This is a genomic window from Marmoricola sp. RAF53 (assembly GCF_052114005.1).
Classification (GTDB): Bacteria; Actinomycetota; Actinomycetes; order Propionibacteriales; family Nocardioidaceae; genus Marmoricola.
Genome location: NZ_JBFRDX010000002.1, coordinates 140,561 through 166,834 on the forward strand (window position 1 = coordinate 140,561; position 26,274 = coordinate 166,834).

21 protein-coding genes and 1 tRNA gene are annotated in these 26,274 nt (G+C 71.9%); 12 read left to right on the forward strand and 10 right to left on the reverse strand.

The annotated features are described in order from the left end of the window. Window positions 1-47: 47 nt before the first annotated feature. The 8 genes from rpmE to argS all read right to left on the reverse strand — a co-directional run bounded on the left by rpmE (window position 48) and on the right by argS (window position 9,280). Window positions 48-263 carry a 50S ribosomal protein L31 gene (gene rpmE / locus AB4Y76_RS02310; RefSeq protein WP_441921884.1) on the reverse strand — a complete coding sequence of 72 codons (216 nt, stop codon included), beginning with the start codon at window positions 261-263 and terminating at the stop codon, window positions 48-50. 123 nt (window positions 264-386) lie between these two features. Then, window positions 387-758 carry a response regulator transcription factor gene (locus AB4Y76_RS02315; RefSeq protein ID WP_441921885.1) on the reverse strand — a complete coding sequence of 124 codons (372 nt, stop codon included), beginning with the start codon at window positions 756-758 and terminating at the stop codon, window positions 387-389. Window positions 759-892: 134 nt separating this feature from the next. Beyond that, entirely contained in the window at window positions 893-2,665 is a 1,773-nt protein-coding gene (gene rho / locus AB4Y76_RS02320) for a transcription termination factor Rho (RefSeq protein ID WP_441921886.1), read from the reverse strand. A 208-nt stretch (window positions 2,666-2,873) separates the two neighbouring features. Beyond that, window positions 2,874-3,791 (reverse strand): homoserine kinase, encoded by a 918-nt coding sequence (thrB, locus tag AB4Y76_RS02325; protein WP_441921887.1) that lies wholly within the window; start codon window positions 3,789-3,791, stop codon window positions 2,874-2,876. Further along, window positions 3,791-4,858 (reverse strand): threonine synthase, encoded by a 1,068-nt coding sequence (thrC, locus tag AB4Y76_RS02330; protein ID WP_441921888.1) that lies wholly within the window; start codon window positions 4,856-4,858, stop codon window positions 3,791-3,793. The genes thrB and thrC overlap by 1 nt, the downstream gene beginning before the upstream one ends. Continuing rightward, a complete protein-coding gene (locus AB4Y76_RS02335) occupies window positions 4,855-6,183 on the reverse strand; it encodes a homoserine dehydrogenase (RefSeq protein ID WP_441921889.1) in 1,329 nt (442 codons plus the stop codon). The genes thrC and AB4Y76_RS02335 overlap by 4 nt, the downstream gene beginning before the upstream one ends. Window positions 6,184-6,188: 5 nt before the next feature. Continuing rightward, a complete protein-coding gene (gene lysA / locus AB4Y76_RS02340; protein WP_441921890.1) occupies window positions 6,189-7,604 on the reverse strand; it encodes a diaminopimelate decarboxylase in 1,416 nt (471 codons plus the stop codon). An 8-nt stretch (window positions 7,605-7,612) separates the two neighbouring features. Then, window positions 7,613-9,280, reverse strand: a complete 1,668-nt coding sequence (gene argS, locus AB4Y76_RS02345; RefSeq protein ID WP_441921891.1) for an arginine--tRNA ligase — start codon at window positions 9,278-9,280, stop codon at window positions 7,613-7,615. A 107-nt stretch (window positions 9,281-9,387) separates the two neighbouring features. Between argS and AB4Y76_RS02350 the strand changes: the two genes are divergently transcribed. From AB4Y76_RS02350 to AB4Y76_RS02380, 7 genes are all read left to right on the forward strand, one after another. Beyond that, a tRNA-Arg gene (locus AB4Y76_RS02350) sits at window positions 9,388-9,460 on the forward strand. A gap of 228 nt (window positions 9,461-9,688) precedes the next feature. Further along, complete coding sequence (locus tag AB4Y76_RS02355; RefSeq protein WP_441921892.1) at window positions 9,689-10,726, forward strand: iron-siderophore ABC transporter substrate-binding protein; 1,038 nt, start codon at window positions 9,689-9,691, stop codon at window positions 10,724-10,726. After that, the gene (locus AB4Y76_RS02360; protein WP_441921893.1) at window positions 10,723-11,784 is read left to right on the forward strand and encodes a FecCD family ABC transporter permease; all 1,062 of its coding nucleotides are present in this window, start codon (window positions 10,723-10,725) and stop codon (window positions 11,782-11,784) included. The genes AB4Y76_RS02355 and AB4Y76_RS02360 overlap by 4 nt, the downstream gene beginning before the upstream one ends. Then, window positions 11,781-12,854, forward strand: coding sequence for a FecCD family ABC transporter permease (locus AB4Y76_RS02365; RefSeq protein ID WP_441921894.1), 1,074 nt, complete (start codon window positions 11,781-11,783; stop codon window positions 12,852-12,854). The genes AB4Y76_RS02360 and AB4Y76_RS02365 overlap by 4 nt, the downstream gene beginning before the upstream one ends. After that, window positions 12,851-13,657, forward strand: a complete 807-nt coding sequence (locus AB4Y76_RS02370; RefSeq protein ID WP_441921895.1) for an ABC transporter ATP-binding protein — start codon at window positions 12,851-12,853, stop codon at window positions 13,655-13,657. Before AB4Y76_RS02365 ends, AB4Y76_RS02370 begins: the two co-directional genes overlap by 4 nt. A 67-nt stretch (window positions 13,658-13,724) precedes the next feature. Then, window positions 13,725-14,093, forward strand: coding sequence for a DUF805 domain-containing protein (locus tag AB4Y76_RS02375; RefSeq protein WP_441921896.1), 369 nt, complete (start codon window positions 13,725-13,727; stop codon window positions 14,091-14,093). Between the two features lie 55 nt (window positions 14,094-14,148). Further along, complete coding sequence (locus AB4Y76_RS02380; RefSeq protein WP_441921897.1) at window positions 14,149-15,051, forward strand: homocysteine S-methyltransferase family protein; 903 nt, start codon at window positions 14,149-14,151, stop codon at window positions 15,049-15,051. A gap of 47 nt (window positions 15,052-15,098) precedes the next feature. On the opposite strand, the gene AB4Y76_RS02385 is transcribed toward AB4Y76_RS02380, so the two are convergent. Next, window positions 15,099-17,930, reverse strand: coding sequence for an MSCRAMM family protein (locus tag AB4Y76_RS02385; RefSeq protein WP_441921898.1), 2,832 nt, complete (start codon window positions 17,928-17,930; stop codon window positions 15,099-15,101). 220 nt (window positions 17,931-18,150) lie between these two features. On the opposite strand from AB4Y76_RS02385, the gene AB4Y76_RS02390 reads away from it, so the two are divergent. Both AB4Y76_RS02390 and AB4Y76_RS02395 read left to right on the forward strand, forming a co-directional pair. Next, on the forward strand, window positions 18,151-18,906 hold the full coding sequence (locus tag AB4Y76_RS02390) for a hypothetical protein (RefSeq protein WP_441921899.1): 756 nt from the start codon (window positions 18,151-18,153) through the stop codon (window positions 18,904-18,906). 86 nt (window positions 18,907-18,992) lie between these two features. Continuing rightward, on the forward strand, window positions 18,993-19,214 hold the full coding sequence (locus AB4Y76_RS02395; RefSeq protein WP_441921900.1) for a DUF4287 domain-containing protein: 222 nt from the start codon (window positions 18,993-18,995) through the stop codon (window positions 19,212-19,214). 5 nt (window positions 19,215-19,219) lie between these two features. On the opposite strand, the gene AB4Y76_RS02400 is transcribed toward AB4Y76_RS02395, so the two are convergent. Next, window positions 19,220-20,581: an FAD-binding oxidoreductase gene (locus tag AB4Y76_RS02400; RefSeq protein WP_441921901.1), complete on the reverse strand. Its 1,362-nt coding sequence runs from the start codon at window positions 20,579-20,581 to the stop codon at window positions 19,220-19,222. Window positions 20,582-20,707: 126 nt separating this feature from the next. Between AB4Y76_RS02400 and AB4Y76_RS02405 the strand changes: the two genes are divergently transcribed. The 3 genes from AB4Y76_RS02405 (at window position 20,708) to AB4Y76_RS02415 (ending at window position 26,228) form a co-directional block, all read left to right on the forward strand. Then, window positions 20,708-22,117 carry an alpha/beta hydrolase gene (locus AB4Y76_RS02405; protein ID WP_441921902.1) on the forward strand — a complete coding sequence of 470 codons (1,410 nt, stop codon included), beginning with the start codon at window positions 20,708-20,710 and terminating at the stop codon, window positions 22,115-22,117. A gap of 186 nt (window positions 22,118-22,303) precedes the next feature. After that, entirely contained in the window at window positions 22,304-25,987 is a 3,684-nt protein-coding gene (locus AB4Y76_RS02410; protein ID WP_441922025.1) for a multifunctional oxoglutarate decarboxylase/oxoglutarate dehydrogenase thiamine pyrophosphate-binding subunit/dihydrolipoyllysine-residue succinyltransferase subunit, read from the forward strand. Window positions 25,988-26,048: 61 nt separating this feature from the next. Next, the gene (locus tag AB4Y76_RS02415) at window positions 26,049-26,228 is read left to right on the forward strand and encodes a DUF6104 family protein (protein WP_123226374.1); all 180 of its coding nucleotides are present in this window, start codon (window positions 26,049-26,051) and stop codon (window positions 26,226-26,228) included. The last annotated feature ends 46 nt before the right edge of the window (window positions 26,229-26,274 follow it).

Genomic DNA, 26,274 nt, shown 5'->3' on the forward strand with positions numbered 1-26,274 from the left:
GAACGCCGGTCACCGCAGCAGCGCTGCGGGACCGGCGTTCCAGGGGGCTACTTCGAGGCAGCCTTGGCGTAACGGGCCTCGAACCGGGCCACGCGGCCGCCGGTGTCGAGGATCTTCTGCTTGCCCGTGTAGAACGGGTGGCAGTTGGAGCACACGTCCGCGTGGATCTTGCCCTCGGGGGCGGTGCTGCGGGTGTTGAAGGTGTTGCCGCAGGTGCAGGTCACCTCGGTCACCAGGTAGTCCGGGTGGACGTCCTTCTTCATGAGCTTTCCTCTCGGTCTTCGAGCCGCCGGGTCGTCCGCGGGTGCGGACGTGAACCGGAGCCAACCAATGATTGTGCCAGCAGGGCCTTCAACCAGGAAATCGGCTGCGGTATTCCGGTCTCGCTAGCTGTCCTCGCCGAGCACGGCCGCGACCCGGGAGGCGAGCTCGCGGGGGCTGAACGGCTTCACGACGTAGTCGTCGGCGCCGGCGTCGAAGCCCTGCTCGACGTCGGACTCCTGGGCCCGCGCGGTGAGCATGATGATCGGGACGCCGGACATGGCCGGGTTGTCCCGCAGCGCGCGGGCGGCGTCCAGCCCGCTCATCCCGGGCATCATCACGTCGAGGATGACCAGGTCGGGCTTGTCGGCGAGGCACGCCTCGACCGCGGCGGAGCCGTCCGCCACGGGCAGGACCTCGTGGCCGGCGTGCCGGAGCTTGAAGACGACCAGCTCCCGGATGTCCGCGTCGTCGTCGGCGATCACGATCCGCGCCATGGCCGGTCCCCCTTGTTGTTCCATACCCCATCGCCAGGCCCCCACCCCGGGGACCCGCGTCCGCGCCAGCATATCGACGCGCCGCGCCCGGTCGGCAGGAAAACCAACTTTCCTTCCGCCCGGACGCCGGACGATCAGCCCTCCTGGGCCCCCGGCGTCGGCGTGGTCTTCTGCACCTGCATCAGGAACTCGAGGTTGTTCTGCGACTTCTTCAGCCGTTCGAGGAGCAGCTCGAGGGCCTGCTGGCTGTCGAGACCGGAGAGCACCCGGCGCAGCTTCCAGATGATGGCGAGCTCCTCCTTGCTCAGCAGCAGCTCCTCGCGCCGGGTCCCGGACTGCACGGCGTCGATCGCCGGGAAGATCCGCTTGTCCGCGAAGTCGCGGCGCAGCCGGAGCTCCATGTTTCCGGTGCCCTTGAACTCCTCGAAGATCACCTCGTCCATCTTGGAGCCGCTCTCGATGAGCGCGGTGGCCAGGATGGTGAGCGAGCCGCCGTYCTCGATGTTGCGCGCCGCCCCGAAGAACTTCTTCGGCGGGTACAGCGCGGCCGAGTCGACGCCGCCGGACAGGATCCGGCCGCTCGCCGGGGCGGCCAGGTTGTAGGCACGGCCGAGGCGGGTGATCCCGTCGAGCAGCACGACCACGTCGTGGCCGAGCTCGACCAGGCGCTTGGCCCGCTCGATGGCGAGCTCCGCGGCGGTGGTGTGGTCGCTGGCCGGGCGGTCGAAGGTCGAGCTGATCACCTCGCCCTTGACCGAGCGCTCGAAGTCGGTGACCTCCTCGGGCCGCTCGTCGACCAGGACGACCATGAGGTGGACCTCGGGGTTGTTGGTCGTGATCGAGTTCGCGATCGACTGCATGATCATCGTCTTGCCGGCCTTCGCCGGGGACACGATCAGGCCGCGCTGGCCCTTGCCGATCGGCGCGGCGATGTCGATCACCCGGCCGATCAGGTTGGTCGAGGTGGTCTCCATCCGCAGCCGCTCGGACGGGTACAGCGGGGTCAGCTTGCTGAACTCGACGCGACCCTTGGACTCCTCGGGGTCGGCGCCGTTGACGGTGTCCAGCTTGACCAGCGGGTTGAACTTCTCCTTGCGGTCGCCCTCCCGCGGCTGCCGTACCTGACCGGTGATCGCGTCACCGCGGCGCAGTCCGTACTTGCGGACCATGGAGAGCGAGACGTAGACGTCGTCGGTGCCGGGCAGGTAGCCGCTGGTGCGCACGAACGCGTAGTTGTCGAGCACGTCGAGGATGCCGGCGCAGGGCGCGAGCACGTCGTCCTCGAGGATCTGCAGGTCGGGCTCGTTGCGGTTGCGCGCGGCGCCGCCACCACCGCTGCCGCCCTGCCCGGCGGTGGCGCCACCGGTCACGGGCTGCGCCGGGCGGTCGCGGTCACGACCACGACGGCGCCGGTTGCGACGGCTGCCGCCTTCCTCGCCGGCCTGCTGGTGCTGCTGCTCGGACTGCTTGTCCTGCTGCTGCCTGTCCTGCTGCTTGTCCTGCTGCTGGTTGCCCCTGTCCTGCTTGTTGTCCTGCTTGTCCTGCTGGGGCTTCTCGGCCTGCGCCTTCTTCTCCGGCCGCTCGGCCCGGGCCTCCGGCGCCTTCGCCGCGCGCGGCTGCTCGGCACGCGGCTGCTCGGCACGCGGCTGCTCCTCGCGCGGCTGCTCCGCACGCGGCTGCTGCTCACGCTGCTCGGCGCGAGCGCCGCCTCCCTGGCCGCCTCCTTGGGCCGCCTTGATCGCCGCGACCAGGTCGGCCTTCTTCATCCCGGTGGCCTTGATGCCCAGGCCACCGGCCACCTTCTTCAGCTCCGGCAGCAGCATGCTGTTGAGCCCACCCGACGAGCGCTTTCCGGCGCCGCCGGCGGCGGCTTCGGGGGCGGCAGAGGTGTCGGTGGTTTCGGTCATGCGGGGTCCTTCCCCAGGCGGGGCCGAATGTCTGATGAGTCGGCTCGGTGCGGTGGACCGGTCCGGACGGCCCCGTCCGCCCACGCAGCGCGTAGGAGGGTGCGGAGGATGATCCGGATCGGGGGACGCGTCAGGGTGTCGCGCCGATCTTCTCGATCAGCGGTGCGATCTCACTGGACGCGTTTCCACGTTAGCACTGCGCACCGGGTCAGGGTGTGACAACCCGGACACCGATGTGATCCACGTCGCGCACCGCGCTCGCCCAGCCTTCCGGCGTCGCGGCGAGCAGCGCCTCCGCGTCGCCGGTGGTCAGCACCAGGACCGTCGGACCGGCGCCGGAGATGACCGCGGCGTGGCCCTCGGCGCGGAGCCGGGTGACCAGCTCGTACGACGCCGGCATCGCTCGCGCCCGGAACGACTGGTGCAGGAAGTCCTCGGTCGCCCGGTGCAGCCGGTGCGGCGCCGAACCCAGCGCGGCGACGAGCAGCGCGGCTCGCCCGGCGTTCGCCGCGGCGACCGCGTGCGGGACCTGGTCCGGGAGCAGCCCGCGGGCGGCCTCGGTGCTGACGCCCGTGGGCGGCACGAAGACCACCGCCCGGACCGCGGCGGCGATCGGCGCCTGGTCGGCCCACACGTCGTCCTCGTCCTGACCGCACACCACGAACCCGCCGAACAGCGCCGGCGCCACGTTGTCGGGGTGCCCCTCGATCCCGTTGGCGAGGACGAGCAGCGCGCCGTCGTCCAGCACCGAGCCCTCCGTCAGCAGCGCACGTGCCAGCGCCAGGCCGCCGACGATCGCCGCGGACGAGGAACCGAGACCGCGGGACTGCGGGATCGCGTTCTCGAACCGGAGCCGCAGACCCGGCTGCGGGACGCCCGCGTGCTCGAACGCGCGCCGCATCGAGCGCACGACCAGGTGGCGCTCGTCGCGCGGCAGATCGGCTGCCCCCTCCCCCACGACCTCGACCTCGAGCACGCCGGGGCCGGCGATCTCGGCGGTGAGCTGGTCGTGCAGGTCGAGCGCGAGGCCCAGGCAGTCGAAGCCGGGGCCGAGGTTCGCGCTCGTGGCCGGGACGGCGACCGAGACCGGGCCGCTGACGAAGGGGCCCCCGGAAACCGGCGCCATCACTCCAGCCCGGCGGCGCGGGCGGCCGAGACGACGTCCGCGTCGACCACCGTGTCCACCAGGTCGGTGAAGGTGGAGAGTGCGGTGTCGATGTCCTTGAGGCCGTGCCCGGTCACCGTGACCACGACGGTCTTCCCGGCCAGGTCGGCACCCTCGGCGTGCTCGATCAGCAGACCGGCGACACCGGCCGCCGACGCCGGCTCGACGAAGACGCCGTCACGGGCGGCGAGGTCACGCTGCGCGACGAGGATCTGGTCGTCCTCGACCTTGCGGAACCGGCCGCCGGACTCCGTCGCCGCGGCCATCGCCAGGTCCCAGGAGGCCGGGTTGCCGATCCGGATCGCCGAGGCGACCGTCTCCGGGTCCGGCACCGGGGCGCCGAGCACGAGCGGCGCGGCACCGGCCGCCTGCCAGCCGCGCATCACGGGGGTCCGGGTGGCGTCACCGGAGTCGACGTACTCCTTGTAGCCCTTCCAGTACGCCGAGATGTTGCCGGCGTTGCCGGTCGGCAGCACGTGCACGTCCGGGGCGTCGCCGAGGAAGTCGACGATCTCGAAGGAGGCGGTCTTCTGGCCCTCCAGACGCATCGGGTTGACCGAGTTCACCAGCGCGACCGGGTAGTTCTCGGCGAGCGCGCGGGAGATCCGCAGGCAGTCGTCGAAGTTGCCCTTGACCATGATCACCTGGGCGCCGTGCAGGATCGCCTGCGCGAGCTTGCCGGCCGAGATCTTGCCCTGCGGCACGAGCACGAGCGGCTTGATCCCGGCGTTGGCGGCGTACGCGGCCATCGACGCGGAGGTGTTGCCGGTCGAGGCGCAGACGACGGCCTTGGCGCCCTGGCCGACGGCCACCGACAGCGCGACCGTCATGCCGCGGTCCTTGAACGAGCCGGTCGGGTTGTTGCCCTCCACCTTGAGCCAGACCTCGGCCCCGGTGAGGCCGGACAGCCAGCCCGAGCGCACCATCGGGGTGCCGCCCTCACGCAGCGTGATGGTCGGCGTCCCCTCGGGGATGTCCAGGCGGTCGCGGTACTCCTCGATCACACCGAGCCACTGGTGGGTGGTCATTGCTCGCCGGCTCCTTCTACACGCATGACGCTGGACACCTCGCGGACGAACGCCATCCGGCGGATCGTCTCGACCGTCGCGGCCAGGTCGGCGTCGCTCGCGGTGTGCGAGACGACGACCAGCTGCGCGTCGTCGCCGCGGCCCTCCTGGCGGACGGTCTGGATGGAGACGTCGTGCTCGGCGAACGCCTGCGCGACAGCGGCCAGCACGCCGGCCTTGTCGTCGACGTCGATCTGCACGTGGTACCGGGTCTCGGTGCGGCCCATCGCCAGCACCGGCAGGTCGGCGTATGCCGACTCGCCCGCGCCGCGGACGTCACCGAGCCGGTTGCGGGCCACGGTGACCAGGTCGCCGAGGACCGCGCTCGCCGTCGGCGCACCGCCGGCGCCGGGGCCGTAGAACATCAGCTGGCCGGCGGCCTCGCTCTCGACGAAGACCGCGTTGTACGCCTCGCGGACACTGGCCAGCGGGTGGCTCCGCGGGATCATCGCCGGGTGCACCCGGGCCGAGACGGCCGGGCCGTCCGGGGTCTCCTCGAGCGCGCAGATCGCGAGCAGCTTGACCACGCTGCCCATCTCGCGGGCCGAGGCGACGTCGCTGGCGGTGACCTCCGCGATGCCCTCGCGGTAGACGTCGGCGGCGGTGACCCGGGTGTGGAACGCCAGGCTGGCCAGGATCGCGGCCTTGGCGGCGGCGTCGAAGCCCTCGACGTCCGCCGTCGGGTCGGCCTCGGCGTAGCCCAGTGCCTGGGCCTCCTCGAGCGCCTCGGTGAACCCGGCGCCGGAGGAGTCCATCTTGTCGAGGATGAAGTTGGTGGTGCCGTTGACGATGCCGAGCACCCGGGTGACCTTGTCCCCGGCCAGCGACTCGCGCAGCGGCCGCAGGATCGGGATCGCACCCGCCACGGCGGCCTCGTAGTAGAGGTCGCGGCCGGCGGCCTCGGCGGCGGCGAAGAGGGTCGCGCCGTCCTCGGCGAGGAGCGCCTTGTTGGCCGTCACGACGGAGGCCCCGGCGCCGAGCCCGGCCAGGATCAGCTCGCGGGCCGGCTCGATCCCCCCGATCACCTCGACCACCACGTCGACGTCGTCGCGGGTGACCAGGGCGTGCGCGTCGGTGGTGAACAGCGCCGCCGGCAGGTGGGCGTCGCGCTCCAGGCCGAGCCGGCGCACGGCGATGCCGGCGAGCTCGACCGGGGCTCCCACCCGGGCGGTCAGGTCGTCGGCCTGCTCCTGGATCAGCCGGGCCACCTGGGTACCCACGACTCCGCAACCCAGCAGGGCCACGCGGATCGGACTGGCCTTGTCACCCTCGGCATCGGTGCTCACGCGGCTCAGTCTCCCATCCGCGCGCCGGGATCGACGTCGAGTCTCAGCAGGTCGTCCTCGGTCTCGCGGCGCACGACCACGCGGGCGCCCCCGTCCCGGACGGCGACCACCGGCGGGCGCACCGCGTGGTTGTAATTGGACGCCATCGACCGGCAGTAGGCACCGGTGCCGGGAACGGCGACCAGGTCGCCCGGGCCGACGTCGCCGGGAAGGAACTCGTCCTTGACGACGATGTCACCGGCCTCGCAGTGCTTGCCGACGATGCGCGACATCAGGATCGGCGCGTCCGAGGTCCGGCTGGCCAGGGTCGCGGAGTAGTCGGCGTCGTACAGGGCGGTGCGGATGTTGTCGCTCATCCCGCCGTCGACCGAGACGTAGGTCCGCACGGCGCCGCCGTCGAGCTCGACGGCCTTGACGGTGCCGACCTCGTAGACGGTGCACATCGCCGGGCCGACGATCGCGCGGCCGGGCTCGATGGAGAGCCGCGGGACGGCGAGGTCGCGGGCCTTGCACTCCTCGGTGACGATCCTGGTCAGCTCGTGGGCGAGCTGCGCGGGGTCCGCAGGGTCGTCCTGGGTGGTGTAGGCGATGCCGAAGCCGCCGCCGAGGTCCATCTCGGGCATGACCACGCCGACCTCGTCGGAGACCTGGGCGTGCAGCGCGAGCACCCGGCGGGCCGCCACCTCGAAGCCGGCGGAGTCGAAGATCTGCGAGCCGATGTGGCTGTGCAGGCCGAGCAGCTCCAGGCCGGGTGCGGCGACGATGTCGCGGACCGCCTCGAGGGCGTCGCCGCTGCTGATCGAGAAGCCGAACTTCTGGTCCTCGTGCGCGGTGGCGATGTACTCGTGGGTGTGCGCCTCGACGCCTGCGGTCACCCGGACGAGCACCTTCGCGACGGCGCCCAGGTCGCTGGTGATCCGGGCGAGCCGCTCGACCTCGTGGAAGGAGTCCACGATGATCCGGCCGACCCCGAGCTCGACGGCCCGGACCAGCTCGGCCTCGGACTTGTTGTTGCCGTGGAAGCCGATCCGCTCCGCCGGGACTCCGGCGCGTACGGCGACGCCGAGCTCACCGCCCGAGCAGACGTCGAGGAAGAGGCCCTCCTCGGCGACCCAGCGGGCCACCGTGGTGCAGAGGAACGCCTTGCCGGCGTAGTACACGTCGTAGCCGCTGAACGCGTCCCGGAAGGCGCGGGCGCGGGCCCGGAAGTCGGCCTCGTCCAGCACGTACGCCGGCGACCCGTGCTCGCGGACCAGGTCGGTGACCAGGACGCCGCCGACCTCGAGGACGCCGTCGACCTTGCGCGCTGTCCCGGACCAGAGCTGCGGGACGAGCGCGTTGACGTCGGCAGGGTCGCGCAGCCAGGCGGGACCGCGGACCGGGACGGCGGCGTGGGCCCAGCCTGCTTCGTGTGCACGCACGGTCCGGCTCACATCCGCTCGGGCGCCGAGACGCCGAGCAGGTCGAGGCCGTTGGCGATCACGGTGCGTGCCGCGACCACGAGCACGAGCCGGGCCTGGTTCAGCGGGCCGACCGGCTCGTCGCCCTGCGGCAGCATCCGGCACTCCTTGGTGTCGTACCACTTGTTGAACACCGACGTGGTGTCCTCCAGGTAGCGCGCGATCCGGTGCGGCTGGCGCAGCTCGGCGGCCGAAGCGACCACCCGCGGGAACTCGGCGAGCGCGCGGAGCAGCTCGCCCTCCCGCTCGTGGGAGAGCAGTGCCGGGTCGAAGGACTCGGGAAGGGTGACGCCCAGGTCGGCGGCGTTCTCCATCATCCGGCAGGTGCGGGCGTGCCCGTACTGCACGTAGTAGACCGGGTTGTCGTTCGAGGCCTTGGTGATCTCGGCGACGTCGAGAACCAGTGGCGAGTCCGCCGGGTACCGGGCCAGCGAGTAGCGCAGCGCGTCGACGCCGATCTCCTCGGCGAGCTCGTCCAGCGTGACGATCGTGCCGGCCCGCTTGGACAGCTTGAGCTCCGCGCCGCCGCTGAGGATCTTCACGAGCTGGCCGATCATCACGTCCAGGGTCTTGTCCGGGTCGTCGCCGACGCAGGCCGCCATCGCGCGCAGCCGGCCGACGTACCCGTGGTGGTCGGCGCCGAGCAGGTAGATGCAGTGGTCGAACCCGCGGGCGCGCTTGTTCAGGTAGTAAGCCGTGTCCGAGGCGAAGTAGGTCAGCTCGCCGTCGGACTTGATGAGCACGCGGTCCTTGTCGTCACCGAAGTCCGTGGTGCGCATCCACAGCGCGCCGTCGAGCTCGTAGACGTGGCCGAGCTCCTCGAGGTGCCGCAGGGTGTCGGGCACCGAGCCGGACTCGTGCAGCGAGATCTCGGAGAACCAGACGTCGAAGTGGGTGTTGAACGTGGCGAGCTGCTGCTGCTGCTCGGCGAGCTGGATCTCGTAGCCCTTGGCCCGCACGGCCGCGCGCCGCTCGTCGGCGGGCAGCGCGAAGATGCCCGGACTGGCCGCCTCGACGGCCTTCGCGAGGTCGTCGATGTAGCTGCCGGCGTAGCCGTCCTCCGGCTTCGGCTGCCCGAGCGCCGAGGCGATGATCGAGTCCGCGAAGTGGTTCATCTGGACGCCGCGGTCGTTGATGTAGAACTCCCGGGTGACCTCGGCCCCGGCAGCGGCCAGCACCCGCCCGATCGCGTCACCGAGGACCGCCCAGCGGGTGTGCCCGAGGTGCAGCGGGCCGGTGGGGTTGGCCGAGATGAACTCGACGTTGATGCGCTGCCCGGCGAGGGTGTCGGTGTGCCCGTACGCCGCACCGGCGGCGACCACCTCGGCCGCCACCTGGCCCTGGGCGCCGGCCTCGACGGTGATGTTGAGGAAGCCCGGGCCGGCGATCTCGACCGCGCTGATGCCGTCCGCCTCGCGCAGCCGGGCGGCGAGCAGCTCGCCGAGGGCTCGCGGGTTGGTGCCGGCGACCTTCGCGAGCTGGAGCGCCACGTTGGTGGCGTAGTCGCCGTGGCCCTTCTGCCGCGGGCGCTCGATCGTCACCGTGTCCGGGACGCCGTCGGGCAGGGTCAGCTCGCCGCTGTCGACGAGCGCGGTGAGGACGTCGACGACGGTGGTCGAGAGCTGCTCAGGATTCACCGGGCAAGCCTATCGGCGGGTACCGGTTTCCTTCCCCCGGGTTTCGCCCGGTAGTGTTCGGCATCGCGTCACCGCCCTCGGCCCCCGGGCCCCGGCAACGACGCATTGCCTCCGTAGCTCAGGGGATAGAGCACTGGTTTCCGGTACCAGGTGTCGCAGGTTCGAATCCTGCCGGAGGCGCAGGAGAGGAAGGGTCTCTGATCAGCAGCGATGCTGATCGGAGGCCCTTCTTGCGTTTCCCAGCCATCGCCTTCGGGTCCGGATCTTCGAAGTCGCAGGTCGGGCTCGTCGTGCGGGCGGTCCAGGCCGTCGGCCTGGACCGCGGGGCAGTTCGACATCGAGCGCCCGTGCACACCCCCAGGGAGGTTAGGTAAGGTGAGCCTTACCTAACCTCTGAGGAGTTCTCCCATGCGTACCTCCCGCCTCCTGGCCGCGGTCACCGCGGCGGCCGCCGCGGTCACCGTCCTTGCCGCCTGCGGCAGCTCGGCCGACGACGACAAGGCCGCCGGCACCACCAGCTCCACCGACCGGTTCCCGGTCACCGTCGAGCACGTCTACGGCGCGACCACGATCGAGTCCAAGCCCCAGCGCGTCGCGACCGTCGCGTGGGCGAACCACGAGGTCCCGCTGGCCCTCGGCGTGGTCCCGGTCGGGATGAGCAAGGCGACCTGGGGCGACGACGACGACGACGGCGTCCTCCCCTGGGTCGAGGACAAGCTGACGGAGCTCGGCGCCAAGACCCCGGTGCTCTTCGACGAGACCGACGGCATCGACTTCGAGGCCGTCGCCGACACCCACCCCGACGTCATCCTCGCGGCGTACTCCGGCCTCACCCAGGAGGAGTACGAGACGCTCAGCAAGATCGCGCCCACGGTCGCCTACCCGAAGCTGGCCTGGGGCACCTCGGTCCAGGACATGATCCGGCTCGACAGCCGGGCGATCGGCCTGGCCGACGAGGGCGAGAAGCTCGTCGCAGACCTCGACAAGCAGACCGAGGAGACGTTCGCGAAGTACCCGCAGCTGGCCGGCAAGTCGATCATCTTCACCTACCTCGACCCCAAGGACCTCAGCCAGATCGGCTACTACACCACCCACGACACCCGCCCCGGCTTCCTGCACGCGCTCGGCATGGGCGTGCCGAAGGTGGTCGCCGACGGCTCCGCGAAGTCCGAGGGGTTCTACGAGACGATCAGTTCCGAGAAGGCCGACGAGCTCGACGACGCGGACATCCTCGTGACCTACGGCCCGGCCGACGGCAGCATCCAGAAGGCGGCGAAGGCCGACCCGCTGCTCTCGAAGGTTCGCGCGGTCCAGGACGGCTCGATCGCCCTCCTCGAGGACTCGACCCCGCTGGCCGCGTCGGCGAACCCGTCGCCGCTCTCGATCGGCTGGGGCCTGGACAAGTACCTGGCTCTGCTCGCCGCCGCGGCCGACAAGGTCCAGTGAGCACGACCGCCCTGTCGCGCAGCACGTCGGACGCCGCCGCCCCGCGGCGGCGTCCGGCGGCCGCGCGCCCGGCCCTCCTCGTCGCGGCGGTCCTCGTCGTCGCGGTGCTCGTCGTCCTCTCGGTCGGCGTCGGCGTCCTGGCGGTCAGCCCTGCCGATGTCCTGCACGGGCTCACCGGGAACGCCGACGGGAACGCCGACGGGATCGCCAGGGCGGCGGTCCAGAAGCGGTTCCCGCGCACCCTGCTCGCGCTGCTCGTCGGTGCCGCCCTCGGCGTCGCCGGCGCCGTGATGCAGGCGGTCACCCGCAACCCGCTCGCCGACCCCGGCCTGCTCGGGATCTCCCAGGGCGCTTCCTTCGCGGTGGTCGTCGGGATCACCTGGTTCGGGCTGCACTCCCCCAGCGCCACGATCTGGGTGGCGACGGCCGGATCCGCGGCCGCGGCCGTGCTCGTCCACACGATCGGCTCGCTCGGTCGCGGAGGAGCCACCCCGCTCAAGCTCGCGCTCGCGGGCGCGGCGACCGCGGCCGCGCTCACCTCGCTGGTCAGCGCCGTCCTGCTGCCCCGGCTCGACGTGATGAACGAGTTCCGGTTCTGGCAGGTCGGCGGCGTCGGCGGGGCGTCGTACGACCGGATCCTGCAGGTGCTCCCCTTCCTCGTCGGCGGGGCGCTGCTCTGCGGGTTCTGCACCCGCGGCCTGAACTCCCTGCTGCTCGGCGACGACGTCGCCGCCGGGCTCGGCGAGAACGTCACCCGCACCCGGCTGCTCGCCGCGACCGGCTCGGTCGTCCTGTGCGGTGCCGCCACCGCGGTCGCCGGCCCGATCGCGTTCGTCGGCCTGGTCGTGCCGACCCTGTGCCGCCTGGTCGTCGGCAGCGACCAGCGCTGGGTGCTGCCCTGCTCGGCCGTCGTGGGTGCCGGCCTCCTGGTCGCCGCGGACGTGGTCGGCCGGGTCGTCGCCCGTCCCAGCGAGGTCGACGTCGGGATCGTCACCGCCCTGCTCGGCGCCCCCGTCTTCATCGCCATCGTCCGCCGCCAGAAGGTGCGTGCCCTGTGAGCCCTGTGACTGCTCCCGTACGGCGCCCGCTCGCCGCGACCGCCGCTGACCAGGACCGGGTCGCGCGCGGCCGCCGCGCCCGCGGCCGCCGCCGTCTCGCCGCCTGCGGGGCACTCGCCGCCGCCACCGCCGCCGTCTTCCTGGTCAGCCTGATGGTGGGCCACACCTTCTACGGTCCGGGCGACGTCCTCCGGGTGCTCAGCGGCCAGGTCGTCCCGGGCGCCTCCTTCACCGTCGGCGAGCTCAGGCTCCCCCGCGCCAGCACGGGCGCCCTCGCCGGCGCGGCCTTCGGCATCGCCGGGGTGACCTTCCAGACGATGCTGCGCAACGCGCTCGCCTCCCCCGACGTCATCGGGATCAGCTCGGGGGCGAGCGCCGCGGCCGTCTACGCGATCGTCGTCCTCTCGGTCAGCGAGGCCGTCGTCTCCGCGATGGCGGTCATCGCCGCTCTGCTGACGGCCGTGGCCATCTACCTGCTCGCCTCCCGCGACGGTGTCGCCGGGGCGCGGCTCGTCCTGATCGGCATCGGGATCAACGCGATGCTGCACAGCGTCATCTCCTACCTCCTCCTGCGGGCGGCGCAGTGGGACCTGCAGACGGCGATGCGGTGGCTCACCGGCAGCATCAACGGCGCGACCTGGGACGAGGTCGTCCCGCTCGCGCTCGCCGTCGCCGTGCTCGTCCCGCTGCTGCTCGGCCGGAGCCGGCACCTGGGGGCGATGCAGATCGGCGACGACACCGCGACCGTCCTCGGCGTCCGTGTCGAGCGCACCCGGCCGGTGATCATCCTGACGGCCGTCGCGCTGATCGCCTTCGCGACCGCGGCCGCGGGCCCGATCGCGTTCGTCGCGTTCCTCGCCGGGCCGATCGCGGCCCGCCTCGTCGGGCAGGGCGGATCGCTGCTGGTCCCGGCCGCACTGGTCGGCGCGCTGCTCGTGCTCGGCGCCGACCTGATCGGCCAGTGGGCGTTCGACACCCGCTACCCGGTCGGCGTGATCACCGGCGCCCTCGGTGCGCCGTACCTGCTCTACCTGCTCGTCCGCTCGAACAGCACCGGAGGCACCCTGTGACCGTCCAGCACACCCTCGCCGTCGAGAACGTCAGCCTCGGGTACGCCGACCGCCTGGTCGTCGACGCGCTCGACCTCGCCGTCCCGCCCGGCCAGGTCACCGCGATCGTCGGTGCGAACGCGTGCGGCAAGTCCACGCTGCTCCGGGCGCTCTCCCGGCTCCTGGCGCCACGGCAGGGGCGGGTCGTCCTCGACGGCAAGGACCTGCACCGACTGCCCTCCAAAGAGGTGGCCCGCACCCTCGGCCTGCTGCCGCAGTCGCCGGTCGCGCCGGAGGGGATCGCGGTCGCCGACCTGGTCGCGCGCGGCCGGCACCCGTACTTCGGCTTCCTGTCCCGCTGGACCGCCGAGGACGACGCCGCCGTGGCAGCCGCGCTCACGCTCACCGACACCCTCGACCTCGCGGACCGATCCGTCGACGAGCTGTCCGGCGGCCAGCGACAGCGGGTCTGGATCGCGATGGCGCTTGCCCAGCAGACCGAGATCCTGCTCCTCGACGAGCCGACCACGTTCCTCGACGTGAGCCACCAGGTCGACGTCCTGGACCTGCTCACCGACCTCAACCGGGAACGCGGGACCACCATCGTGATGGTGCTGCACGAGCTCAACCTCGCCGCCCGGTACGCCGACCACCTGGTCGCGCTCGACGCCGGCAAGGTGCATGCCGCCGGCCGTCCCGCGGAGATCATGACGCCGGCGCTGGTCGAGAAGGTCTTCGGCATGCGCAGCCGGGTCGTGCCCGACCCCGTCAGCGGGCGCCCGATGGTGGTGCCGATCGGCCGGCACTTCGCCGAGGGCACCTGACCTGCGGTCCTCGACCGGAGCCCTCGGCACCGCTACGTTGCGTACGACCCCGCCCGAGGAGGCCGTCATGACGTTCCGCGAAGCAGTCCGCTCCGTGCTCCGCCGGTACGCGGTCTTCTCCGGCCGGGCCCGGCGCAGCGAGTTCTGGTACTGGTACCTGGCTCTGGTCATCGCGGCGTTCGCGATCGGCTTCCTCTCGGAGGTGTCGTACGACGTCGCACTGGTGCTCTCGGTGGTCTTCCTCCTCGGCGTGGCCGTTCCGACCCTGGCCGTCGCCGCCCGCCGGCTGCACGACATCGGCGCCTCGGCCTGGTGGCTGCTCCTCGCCCTGCTCCCGGTCGCGGGCGGCCTCGTGCTCCTCGTCCTCTACCTGTTCGACAGCAAGCCCGGGACGAACGCGTACGGCCCGAACCCGAAAGCGGTCGTCGAGGCCTAGCGCCGGTCACAGCCCGGTGGTAGCAAGGGAGCCCGGGCGAGACGAGGAGGCTCCGATGAGCACGTCCGACCTGCTGGCCGGCCACCGCTGGGTCTCCGACGGCGGCCTGGAGACCGACCTGATCTTCCACCGCGGCGTCGACCTGCCCGAGTTCGCGTCGTTCCCGCTGGTCGAGCAGCCCGACGGTGCCGCGCTGCTCGAGTCCTACTACCGCGACTACGCGGCGATCGCCCTCACCGCGGGCGCCGGCCTGCTGCTGGAGTCCCCGACCTGGCGGGCGAACCCCGACTGGGCCCTGCTCCTCGGGTACGACGCCGCCGCGCTCGACCGGGTCAACCGGGCCGCGGTCGCGCTGGTCCGACGGGTCGCCGGCGAGACCGAGGTCCCGACCCGGGTCAGCGGCGTCGTCGGGCCGCGCGGCGACGGTTACGTCGCGGGCGGGGCCGACCCCGACGAGGCGGCCGCCTACCACGCCCGCCAGGTGCACGCGTTCGCCGCGGCGGGCGCCGACCTGGTGCACGCGATGACGATGACCGAGCCCGCCGAGGCGATCGGCGTCGTCCGCGCCGCCCGGGACGCCGGCCTGCCGGTCGCGGTCTCGTTCACGGTGGAGACCGACGGCAGGCTCCCTGACGGCAGCACCCTCGGGACCGCGATCGCGGCGGTCGACGCCGACGGCCCGCCGGACTGGTACGGCGTGAACTGCGCCCACCCGACCCACCTGGCGCCCGGCCTCGACGGCGGCCCCTGGCAGGAGCGGCTGGCGTTCTTCCGGCCGAACGCCTCGACGCTGTCGCACACCGAGCTCGACGAGGCCGAGGAGCTCGACCCCGGCGACGTCGACCTGCTCACCAGCGCCACCGCGTCACTGCACGCCCAGCTGCCGCCGTTCACGGTGCTCGGCGGCTGCTGCGGCACCGATCGCCGCCACGTGGCCGCCCTCTGGGACGTCGGGTAGGCCCGACGTCGGCCCGGACCGGGGTCCGGGCCGACGTGACCCGCGGGTCAGAACTTGATGACGCGCCGGACGCTGGTCCCGATCACGGGCCCGCTGCCGAGGTACTTCAGGACGAAGACCTGGCGCCCCTTCGGCTGGCGGCGGAGCAGGACCGAGGCCTTGCCGCCCACGAGGCTGACCGTGCGCAGCACCTTGCCGTTGCGGATCACCTGGACGCGGCCGCCGACGGTGGCGACGCCCGACGCACGGACGGCCAGGACGAACTTGACCGTGCGGAGCTTCTTCACCGAGCTGAGCGTGGCCGCGGAGTACACCTTCACGATGCCCGTGGGCACCGAGACCGCCGATCCCGGTGAGAGTCCGGCCTTCGCGCCGGTGACCTGGACCGAGATCGCCTTGCCGACGACCCCGGCACCGACGGCGTACGCCGGGCCGACGGCCCCCGGGATCGGGACCCCGTTGGCTAGCCACTGGTAGGTCGTGGTCGCATCGGCGGGGTTCCACGTCGGCGTCGTCGCCGTGAGCAAATTGCCGACCACCGCCGAGCCGAGGATCGTCGGCCTGGCCACGTTCGCGACGACGGCCGCGGGAGCCGCCGCCACCGCGGCGGTCTGCGCCGACGTGGCCGTACCCGCGTCGTAGCCTGCCTTCGACGCCGTCACCGTCACCGTCACCGTCTTCCCAAGGTCGCCGGCGACCGGGGTGTAGGTGCTGGCGTTGGTGCCGACGGTGGACCCGCCGGCCTTCCAGACGTAGCCGTAGGTGAGTCCGGTGGCGGGGTTCCAGGACCCGTTCGTCGCGGTCAGCGGCGTCCCGACCCGGGGCGTCCCGGAAATGGTCGGGAGCGCCGTGTTCTGCACGGTCGGGTTCGCCACCGGCGCGCCGTACACCAGGTTCGAGCCGAGCGTCGTGGTGGCGCCGAGAGTCGTCTGCACCGCGACCGCTCCGGCCGCGCTCGACGCCATCGTGCCGCCGCCCACGCCGGTGGCGAACCGGGCGCCGGAGGTGCACTGCTCGTCGAGCCCGCCGGTCTGCCCCGGGACGGTGACCAGGTAGCTCCCGGTAGTGAGACCGGTGATCGCGAACGTGCCGTCGGGGTTGGTCCAGTTCGACCGGGTCACCAGGGAGCCGTCCTGGGTGAAGGCCTGGATCCGGCACTCGAGGCCTGCCCCGTTGCCGTCGACGAGCTTGCCGACGATCTTCCCGCCGGTCTGCATGGTCGCGTTGACCCCTGCGGCGGTCCCGCCGAGAGTGACGTTGACGTTGCTCGCCGCGCCGGTGCCCTGCTGCTCCGGGACGTTGTTGTAGAACTGCGCCGCGGCCGTGGCCGTGCCGCTGCTCCGGCCGAACTCGACGCGGTAGCTACCGGCCAGCAGTCCCTTGACCTCGTACGCCGCGGTGTCGCCGATCCCGTCCTGCGTCCAGACGGTGTCGCCGGACGCCTTGTCGACGACGCGGATCTTGTAGTCCTGGTAGTCGTCCATCCCGGGCTGGAGGTTGACGGTCCCGGTGATCTTCCCGCCGATGTCGAGGGCGGCGTTGATGTTCGAGGTGGTCGCGCCTGCGGCCACGACCACGTTCGCTCCGGCGGCGACGGTGCGGGCGTTGTTGTTGTAGCACTCGAAGGCGTAGTCACCGGCGCCGTAGTCGCTGAAGCAGACCTTGTACGTGCCGGCCGGGATCAGCACCTCGTAGGTGCCGGCGTCGACGTTCGACCCGTCGACGTAGTCCCACGACGAGCTGCCGGCGTCCCAGGCGTAGGCGGCGACGTCGATGTCGCTGAGCGGCGCACCTCCGACGGCAGCCGTGACGGTGCCGGTGATCTTGCCCTTGGCGACGAGCGAGGCGTTGATGCCGGACGTGATCGCGGTCCCGGTGATCGTCACGTCCTGGGCCGTCTGGACGGAGGCGGCGTTGTTGTAGCACTCGCGGGCGTAGGTCGAGGAGTCGAAGCAGACCCGGTACTGCCCGGGCGCGGCGTAGACCCGGTAGGCGCCGGACGCGTCGGTCGAGGCGTAGGAGAAGTCCTCCCAGTAGGCGTCGGTGGCGTTGTAGCGCAGCAGGCTGACGTCGACGTTCTCCAGGGCTGCACCGCCGGTGACCGCGGTGACGGTTCCCGAGATCGAGCCGTTCGCGGCGAGGACCGCGTTGATGTTCGGCGTCGTCGCCGAGCCGGTGACCGTCACCGGGTTCGCGAGGTCGACGGTCGCCTTGTCGTTGTAGCACTCGGGTCGGTGGGCGTTGCTGGCCTGCTCGAAGCACACCCGGTAGGTCCCGGGCGCGAGGTCGAGCCGGTAGGTGCCGTCCACCTCCGTGGAGGCGTCCATCGCCCACTCGGGGCTGCCGTCCCCGTCCGCGTCCGGGAGGTACGCCGTGACCAGCACGCCGGGGAGCGCGGTCCCGCCGTCGGCCCCGGTCACGGTCCCGGTGATCGCGCCGTTGCGGGTCAGCTCCGCGTTGCGGACGACGCTGCCCGCGGAAGCCACCGTGAACGCGTCGGCGCTCTGCCGGTCGGGCTTGTTGTCGTAGCACTCGCGCGCGTAGAACCCGTCCGCGTCGTCGAAGCAGAGCTTGTACTGCCCGGGCGGGACGCTGAGGGCGTAGCCACCGGACGCGTTCGTCTGCGCGTCGTCGTAGTAGTAGAAGTAGTCGTCGACGGCGTCGTACTGGTACGCCGTCGCGACCGCGCCGACCAGCACGACGCCCCCGTCCGACCCGGTCAGCGTCCCGCTGACCGTGCCGTTGGCGGCGAACGCCGGGACCTGGATCCCCAGGACAGCGAGCCCGAGGACGAGCGCCCCCAGCACGATCCGGCGAGCGGTGCGCCGGGACCGGCCGGTCAGGTGTCCGGACTTGCGGGCAGGCAGCAGTGTGTTCATCGAGTTCCCCACATCTCGGCCGGGGTGCAGTCCGGCGACGACGGCAGTGGCGACACCGTAGTGACGGTGCGGACCGCCCACAATCGGTCCGCGCCACCGGCGGGAACTGGTCTGGTCAGGCTCCCGACACCCGCGTCGCCGACCCCCGGGACGGTGGTAGAAGCGCGGCCGTGCCCCGGTCCGGACCGGTCTGCGCACCCGCTCGGGCAGACTGGGCCCCATGCCGACCCGGGTCGCCTCCGCGAACGTCCTCTACACGCTCGGCTGGCGCGACGCCCGCGAGGCGCTGCGCCAGGTGCTCGCCGAAGGTCCCGACCTGGTCGGGCTCCAGGAGTGCTACGCCAACCGGATCCCGCTGCTCCGCGAGACCGGCACCGTGCGGACCGTGCCCGGGGTGCCGGTCACCCTGCCGCGGCGGCGGCCGCCCACCTACCACTGGGTCAGCTCGCTCGCCTGCGGCAACGTCGTCGGCGCCCGGGCCGACCGCTTCGACCTGCTCGAGGCCAAGGCCGTCGTGCTGAGCGGGTTCGGCAGGTCCGACCGCCCGGACCGCGCCTTCGGCACCGAGCCGCCTCGCCTGGTCACCGTCGGCGTCTTCGCGGACCGGCTCGGCCCTCGCACCGTCGCGATGATGAGCTACCACCTGGCGCCCGGCGTCGAGCACCTCGGCGCGTACATCGAGGACCGCCCCCGGCTGCGCGCCCGGCACGAGCAGGAGGTCGCCCGGCTCCAGGTGCTCGTCGCCGAGCACCAGCGGGCCGGCCACGTCGTCTACGCCGTCGGCGACTCGAACTTCCACCTGCAGCGCCTGGCAGGCCTGACGTCGTCGTGGGAGGGCCGCGAGGACGAGCCCGGCACGATCGGCTCGGCGACCCGCAAGCTCGACGACGTGCACGGCCCCGGCCGGGCGACCGCGGTCCGGCTGCTCACCACCCCGTCGGACCACCGTGCCGTGATCGCCGACCGGGACGACTGAGCAGAAAAGATCCGCTCCGGGTGTCGAGGACCAGCCGTGCCGTTCGTCGTACGGGTGAGAGCACACCCGACCCGAGAGGGACAGACATGACCGAGCAGCGCGGAACGAAGACGCCCCAGGCGAAGGGCCCCGCCTCCTACTTCCCGTCGATCGAGCGCAATTACGGGCGGCCGGTCGCCGAGTGGATCGACCTCATCGACCGCAGCCCGCTGGCACGGCACGGCGAGCTGGTCGCCTGGCTCAAGGCCGAGCACGGCCTCGGGCACGGCCACGCGAACGCGCTGGTCGCGCACGCGCTGAAGGGCTGACGCGGTCAGTCCGAGGGCGGGATGTTCTGGTTGTGCCGGAACACGTTGTCCGGGTCCCAGACGCGCTTGATCTTCCGCAACCGGTCGTACTTCTCCGGCCCGTACGCCGACTCGACCCGGGTCAGGCCCTCGTCGCCGATGAAGTTCAGGTACACCTGCCCGGTCGTCCACGGCTTCAGCGCCGCCGCGATCTGCCGGGTCTTGTCGATGTTGGCCTGGTCCTGCGCCGGGTCCGGCGGCCACATCGACAGGTAGTGCATGTTGAACGGCGCCGCCCGGTTGCCGAACGCCATGTCGCCGTCGGCCACGTCCTCGATCGCGCCGCCGCCGGCGACCACGATCATCTGGGTCAGCGGCGAGACCGGCGGCTGGACGTTGTCGACGAAGGCGTCGATCGCTGCGTCGGGGAACTCGGAGAGGAAGTCACCGGACCAGTAGTTGTGCATCCCCTTCGGGTTCGGCGCGTCGAGCAGCTGCTGGACCGCGACGTACGGCATCGGGCCGACCAGGTTCGCCGCGGGCGGCCCGAACGACGTCAGCGGTGCCAGGACGCGCTCGCCCTCGGCCACGTCGCCGACGTAGAGCAGCACCACGCCGACCGCCGGCATCCCCCGCGCCGGCTCCGGCACGAAGTCCGCGGGCGGAGCCGTGATCAGGGCGACGCCGCTGCCGACCTCCCGGGGTGCGGTGAGCATGAAGTCGCGCCAGTTGCGGAGCACCTCCTTGGCCTGGAAGCCCGGGTAGAGCAGCATCCCGCCGAGCACGACCGGCCCGACCGGGTGCAGGGCGAAGGTGAACTCGGTGACGACGCCGAAGTTGCCGCCGCCCCCGCGCAGCGCCCAGAACAGGTCGGGGTGCGACTCCAGCGAGGCCGTGACCACGTCCCCCGCGGCGGTCACCACCTCGGCCGACACCAGGCTGTCGCAGGTGAAGCCGTAGGTGCGTTCCAGCCAGCCGCTGCCGCTGCCGAGCGCCAGTCCGCCGACGCCGGTCGTGCTGACCCTGCCGCCGGTGACCGCCAGGCCGTGCTCCTGGGTGGCGGCGTCGACCGCGCCCCAGGTGGCTCCCCCGCCGACCCGGGCCCGGCGGGCCTCCGGGTCGACCTCGACGTGGTCGAGACCGCGCAGGTCGACGCAGACGCCGCCGTCGACGACCGCGGACCCGGTGACGCCGTGCCCGCCGCCGTAGACCGAGACGACGAGGCCGTCGGCGCGTGCCCCGGTGATCGCGGCCGCCACGTCCTCGGCGCTGCGGCAGCGCATGATGCGCTCGGGCTTGCGGTCGATCATCCCGTTGAAGACCGAGCGGGCCTCGTCGTACCCGGCGTCGACCGGGGTGATGACCTCTCCGGAGAACTGCGCTGCCATGGTGCCTCCTCGACGACGGATCCGGTTCCCGACTCTTCGCCCGGCCCTGCCGTTCCGCAACGCCCGGCCTAGCCCAGTGCAGGTCCCCGCCGCGTGTCCCGCCCCGGCCTGGCTCGTTGGGGAGTCATGCGCCGCCCCCTCCTCGCGCTGCTCGCAGCCGCCGCGTCCGCCGCCCTCGCACTCCCGCTCGCCTCGCCCGCGATCGCGACGGAGCAGCCCCGGCCCGGGTCGCCCGCCTTCCTCGCGCGGGACCTGCAGAACATCACCGACTCCTACGGCCGGATCCTCGGCCCGGGCGGCCAGGTCGCGAACCCGGCGTACGTGCCGTCGCTGCTCACCCAGGTCCCGCTCACCTACGTCACCCAGATGCTGGCCCAGCTCGCCACCCCGACCCGGCTCGCGCTCACCGCCGGCGCGCTGGTCCCGGGCTGGAACGTCGGCAACCCGCTGCGCGCCGGCTGGAACGGCAGCCGCGGCACCTCGCAGCGCGTCGCCTTCCTCAACCGGTACGGCGCCCAGCTGCGCGGGACCGTCTACGCGCCGAGGCCGGGCGCCAAGGACCCGTACACCGGCGCCCCGCTGACGAGCCCCTACCCGGGCGTGGTGATCACGCCGGGCTCGATCCAGGGCTCGGAGGGGATGTACGTCTGGCTCGCCCAGGACCTCGCCGAGCGCGGGTACGTGGTGCTCACCTACGACGTCCAGGGCGAGGGCACCAGCGAGACGCTGCCGCACACCGCCGGCGGCGAGCTGCCGTTCTGCAACCCGCTCGCGGCTCCGGTCGACGGGAACATGCTCGGCTGCCCGGGCGTGCCGTTCCAGCAGGCCGCCAACTTCACCACCGGGACCAGCGACGCGCTCGACTACTTCCTCTCCCCGGCCAACCCGTACGCCGCCCTCCTCGACCGCACGCCCGACAGCAGGACCGTCACGCCGGGCCGCACCTCGAAGGTCGCGATCATCGGCCACTCGCTGGGCGCCGCCGCCGTCTCCGAGGTCCAGGCGACCGACCCCCGGGTCGAGGCCGTCGTCGCGCTCGACAAGCTGCGCGGCGGCACCGCCGGCCCCGTCCCCGCGGTGCCGGCGCTCGCCGTCCAGTCCGAGTACTTCCTGCTGCCCTCGCTCGCGACCTCCACCCCGGACCCGGGTCAGGAGCGCGCCACCGGGTACGACGCCTGGGTCGCCGCCGGCAAGGACGCCCTGCTGGTCGTGCCACGCGCCTCGACGCACCTGGAGTACACCGACATCCCGCTGGTGCTGCCGGCCAGCCGCTACGGCCAGGCGCTGACCAGCGTCTACGTGCAGGCGTTCCTCGACCGCTATCTCAAGCACACCGGGAGCGACGCGTCGCTGGTCGGTACGACGTTCCGCTACCTGGAGCCGCGCGGCAACAAGGTGTGGGCTCCGGTCACCCTCGACCGGGACGGAAACCTGAGCGTCTACTACTGCTCGGCGTACTCGATCCACTCCGGCGCGGACTCGTCCGGGCCGCTCCTCACCGACGGCGACCTCAACGGGGTCGGCTGCGGCGCCTGAGGCGGCTACGACACGACGAGACCAAACTCTCATCCCGCAGGCTGCATCCGGCACCCTCGCGGACTAGCCTAGTCAGCGGCGTCATGCCGGACGCCGACCCAGCACGCAGCGGAAGAGGCGAATCACGGCGTGGCAGAGCCCACTGAAGGCGCAGAGTTCGGAGCCAACGAATGGCTCGTCGACGAGATGTACGAGCAGTACCAGAAGGACCCCGGGAGCGTTGATCCCGCCTGGGCGGCCTTCTTCGCGGGGAAGAACGGTGCCGTCGCGGTAGCGGCCGCCGCTCCCGCGACGCCGACTCCGACGGCAGCACCGGTCGCTGCACCGGTCTCCGCACCGGTCGCTGCACCGGTCGCTGCACCGGCGCCGACGCCCGTGGTGAACCCGTCTGTCGCGCCGACGCCCTCGGCCGCCGTCGACCCGGCCCGCGCCGCCACGGCGACGGCCTCCGGTCCGGTCGCCACCGCCACCGCCGCCGCCCCGGTCCCGAAGGAGCCGGCGAAGCCGCAGGCCGCGCAGGCCTCGGACGAGCCGACCTACACGGTGCTGCGCGGCATCCCGGCCGCCACCGCGAAGAACATGGACATCTCGCTCGCGGTCCCGACCGCGACGAGCGTGCGCAACATCCCGGTGAAGCTGCTCTGGGACAACCGCATCGTCATCAACAACCACCTCAAGCGCGCCCGTGGCGGCAAGGTCTCGTTCACGCACCTCATCGGCTACGCGATCGTGAAGGCGATCCGGACGCTGCCGGAGATGAACAACACCTTCGCCGAGGTCGACGGCAAGCCGACCATGGTCACGCCGGCGCACATCAACCTCGGCCTCGCGATCGACCAGCAGAAGCCCGACGGCACCCGCCAGCTGGTGGCGCCGTCGATCAAGGGCTGCGAGTCGATGGACTTCGCCCAGTTCTGGACGGCGTACGAGGAGATCGTGCGCAAGGCCAAGGACAACAAGCTGACCATGGAGGACTACTCCGGCACGACCGTCAGCCTCACCAACGTCGGCGGCCTCGGCACCAACCACTCGGTGCCGCGCCTGATGCAGGGCCAGGCCGCGATCATCGGCGTCGGCTCGATGGACTACCCGCCGGAGGCGCAGGGCGCCTCGGAGGAGACCATCACCCGCAACGCGATCAGCCGCATCATGACGATGACGTCGACCTACGACCACCGCGTCATCCAGGGGGCGCAGTCCGGCGAGTTCCTCGGCCGGGTGCACAAGCTCCTCCTCGGCGAGGACGGCTTCTACGACGACATCTTCCGCGCGCTCCGGATCCCCTACGAGCCGATCCGCTGGGCCGTCGACGTCTCCGCCAACCACGACGAGGACGTCAGCAAGCAGGCCCGGATCCTCGAGCTGATCCACTCCTACCGGGTCCGCGGCCACCTGATGGCCGACACCGACCCGCTGGAGTACAAGCAGCGCAGCCACCCCGACCTCGAGGTGGAGTCGCACGGCCTGACGCTCTGGGACCTCGACCGCGAGTTCGCCACCGGCGAGTTCGGCGGCGAGCGCCGGTTCATGAAGCTGCGCAACGTGCTCGGCATCCTGCGCGACTCGTACTGCCGCACGGTCGGCATCGAGTACATGCACATCATGGACCCCGAGCAGCGCCGCTGGATCCAGGAGCGGGTCGAGCAGCCGCACCAGAAGCCGCCTCGCGAGGAGCAGCTCCGGATCCTGCTCAAGCTCAACCAGGCCGAGGCGTTCGAGACCTTCCTGCAGACGAAGTTCGTCGGCCAGAAGCGGTTCAGCCTCGAGGGCGGCGAGACCACCGTCCCCGTCGTCGACGAGATCTGCGAGGCGGCCGCCGAGGCCGGCCTCGACGAGGTCACCATCGGCATGGCCCACCGCGGCCGGCTGAACATGCTCGCCAACATCGTCGGCAAGTCCTACAACCAGATCTTCCGCGAGTTCGAGGGCAACATCGACCCGCGCACGGTCCAGGGCTCGGGCGACGTGAAGTACCACCTCGGCGCCGAGGGTGAGTTCACCGCCGGCTCCGGCGCGAACATCAAGGTCTCGATCGCGGCGAACCCGTCGCACCTGGAGACCGTCGACCCGGTCCTCGAGGGCATCGCGCGGGCGAAGCAGGACGTGCTCAACCGCGGCGCCGAGTACCCGGTGCTGCCGCTGCTCGTGCACGGCGACGCCGCGTTCGCCGGTCAGGGCGTCGTCGCGGAGACGCTGAACCTCTCGCAGCTGCGCGGCTACCGCACGGGCGGCACCATCCACGTGGTCGTGAACAACCAGGTCGGCTTCACCACCTCGCCGGCGTCGTCGCGCTCGTCGCTGTACTGCACCGACGTCGCCCGGATGGTGCAGGCGCCGATCTTCCACGTGAACGGCGACGACCCGGAGGCGTGCATCCGCGTCGCCCGGCTCGCCTTCGAGTACCGCCAGGCGTTCAACAAGGACGTCGTCATCGACCTGGTCTGCTACCGCCGCCGCGGGCACAACGAGGGCGACGACCCGTCGTACACGCAGCCGCTGATGTACGACCTGATCGAGCAGAAGCGCTCGGTCCGCAAGCTGTACACCGAGTCGCTGATCGGTCGTGGTGACATCACGATCGAGGAGGCCGAGCAGGTGCTGGCCAACTACCAGCAGCAGCTGGAGCGGGTCTTCACCGAGGTCCGTGAGGCCGACACCAAGCCGGACTCGTGGACGACCGTGCCGGACTACCCGGACAAGCTCGCCGGCGAGGCGACCACCGCGATCCCGGTCGAGACGATGAAGCGGATCTCGGACGCCTACATCACCCCGCCGGACGGCTTCACCGTGCACCCGAAGGTCCTCCCCCAGCTGCAGCGCCGCGCCGCCGCGATCCTGGAGGGGCCGATCGACTGGGGCACCGGCGAGATCCTCGCCTTCGGCTCGCTGCTGATGGACGGCCGTCCGGTCCGCCTGGCCGGCCAGGACTCGCGCCGCGGCACCTTCGTGCAGCGGTTCGCGACGATCATCGACCGCAAGAACGCCAACGAGTGGACGCCGCTGGCCGGCCTCGCCGAGGACCAGGCGCCGTTCCACGTCTACGACTCGCTGCTCAGCGAGTACGCCGCCCTCGGGTTCGAGTACGGCTACTCGGTGGCGCGTCCGGACGCGCTGGTGCTGTGGGAGGCGCAGTTCGGCGACTTCGTCAACGGCGCCCAGATCGTCACCGACGAGTACATCACCGCCGGCCAGACCAAGTGGGGTCAGCAGTCCGGCGTCGTGATGTTGCTGCCGCACGGCTACGAGGGCCAGGGCCCGGACCACTCCTCGGCCCGGATCGAGCGGTTCCTGCAGATGGCCGCGGACGACGCGTTCGTGGTGGCGCAGCCGTCGACTCCGGCCAGCCACTTCCACCTGCTCCGCCGGCACGCGCTCGGCGAGGAGCACAAGCCGCTGATCATCTTCACCCCGAAGTCGATGCTCAAGCGCAAGGAGGCGGCCTCGCAGCCCGAGGCGTTCACGCACGGCTCGTTCACCCCGGTCGCGGGCGACAGCATCGTGGATCCGGAGAAGGTCACCACCGTGCTGCTCTGCAGCGGCCGGATCACCTGGGACCTGATGGTCGAGCGCGGCAAGCGCCAGGGCGACGACCCCACGACCGCGATCGTCCGGATCGAGCAGCTGTACCCGCGCCCGGTCGAGGAGCTGAAGGCCGAGCTCGGCCGGTTCCCGAACCTGCGCCAGGTCCGCTGGGTCCAGGACGAGCCGGTGAACATGGGTCCGGCCCCGCACTTCCGGCTCAACCTGTTCGACGAGCTCGACCAGGACGTCGCGATCATCGCGCGCCCGGAGTCGTCCTCGCCGTCCGTCGGCCAGCACTCGCGCCACGTCGAGGAGCAGAAGGCGCTCGTCGACCAGGCGTTCGCCTGATCGGTCCCGATCGAAGTCGAATCCGGCGTGTCGAGACCCGGTGAGACGAAAGGCCAACCGCATGTACTTCACCGACCGCGGTATCGAGGAGCTCGAGAAGCGCCGGGGTGACGAAGAGGTCACCCTGGCGTGGCTCGCCGACCAGCTGCGCGACTTCGTCGACGTGCACCCCGACTTCGAGGTGCCGATCGAGCGGTTCGCCACCTGGCTGGCGCGGGTCGACGACCCCGACGACGACTGAGCGGGAACCGTCGGTGCGCCCGGCGTCACTGCGACGGCGTCTGGTC

What these genes read in the sequence shown, in the direction of transcription:
- rpmE (WP_441921884.1), bottom strand. Translation starts at nt 263, where the DNA reads ATGAAGAAGGACGTCCACCCGGACTACCTGGTGACCGAGGTGACCTGC.
- AB4Y76_RS02315 (WP_441921885.1), bottom strand. Translation starts at nt 758, where the DNA reads ATGGCGCGGATCGTGATCGCCGACGACGACGCGGACATCCGGGAGCTG.
- thrB (WP_441921887.1), bottom strand. Translation starts at nt 3,791, where the DNA reads ATGGCGCCGGTTTCCGGGGGCCCCTTCGTCAGCGGCCCGGTCTCGGTC.
- thrC (WP_441921888.1), bottom strand. Translation starts at nt 4,858, where the DNA reads ATGACCACCCACCAGTGGCTCGGTGTGATCGAGGAGTACCGCGACCGC.
- AB4Y76_RS02355 (WP_441921892.1), top strand. Translation starts at nt 9,689, where the DNA reads ATGCGTACCTCCCGCCTCCTGGCCGCGGTCACCGCGGCGGCCGCCGCG.
- AB4Y76_RS02375 (WP_441921896.1), top strand. Translation starts at nt 13,725, where the DNA reads ATGACGTTCCGCGAAGCAGTCCGCTCCGTGCTCCGCCGGTACGCGGTC.
- AB4Y76_RS02380 (WP_441921897.1), top strand. Translation starts at nt 14,149, where the DNA reads ATGAGCACGTCCGACCTGCTGGCCGGCCACCGCTGGGTCTCCGACGGC.
- AB4Y76_RS02385 (WP_441921898.1), bottom strand. Translation starts at nt 17,930, where the DNA reads ATGAACACACTGCTGCCTGCCCGCAAGTCCGGACACCTGACCGGCCGG.
- AB4Y76_RS02390 (WP_441921899.1), top strand. Translation starts at nt 18,151, where the DNA reads ATGCCGACCCGGGTCGCCTCCGCGAACGTCCTCTACACGCTCGGCTGG.
- AB4Y76_RS02395 (WP_441921900.1), top strand. Translation starts at nt 18,993, where the DNA reads ATGACCGAGCAGCGCGGAACGAAGACGCCCCAGGCGAAGGGCCCCGCC.
- AB4Y76_RS02400 (WP_441921901.1), bottom strand. Translation starts at nt 20,581, where the DNA reads ATGGCAGCGCAGTTCTCCGGAGAGGTCATCACCCCGGTCGACGCCGGG.
- AB4Y76_RS02405 (WP_441921902.1), top strand. Translation starts at nt 20,708, where the DNA reads ATGCGCCGCCCCCTCCTCGCGCTGCTCGCAGCCGCCGCGTCCGCCGCC.
- AB4Y76_RS02410 (WP_441922025.1), top strand. Translation starts at nt 22,304, where the DNA reads ATGTACGAGCAGTACCAGAAGGACCCCGGGAGCGTTGATCCCGCCTGG.
- AB4Y76_RS02415 (WP_123226374.1), top strand. Translation starts at nt 26,049, where the DNA reads ATGTACTTCACCGACCGCGGTATCGAGGAGCTCGAGAAGCGCCGGGGT.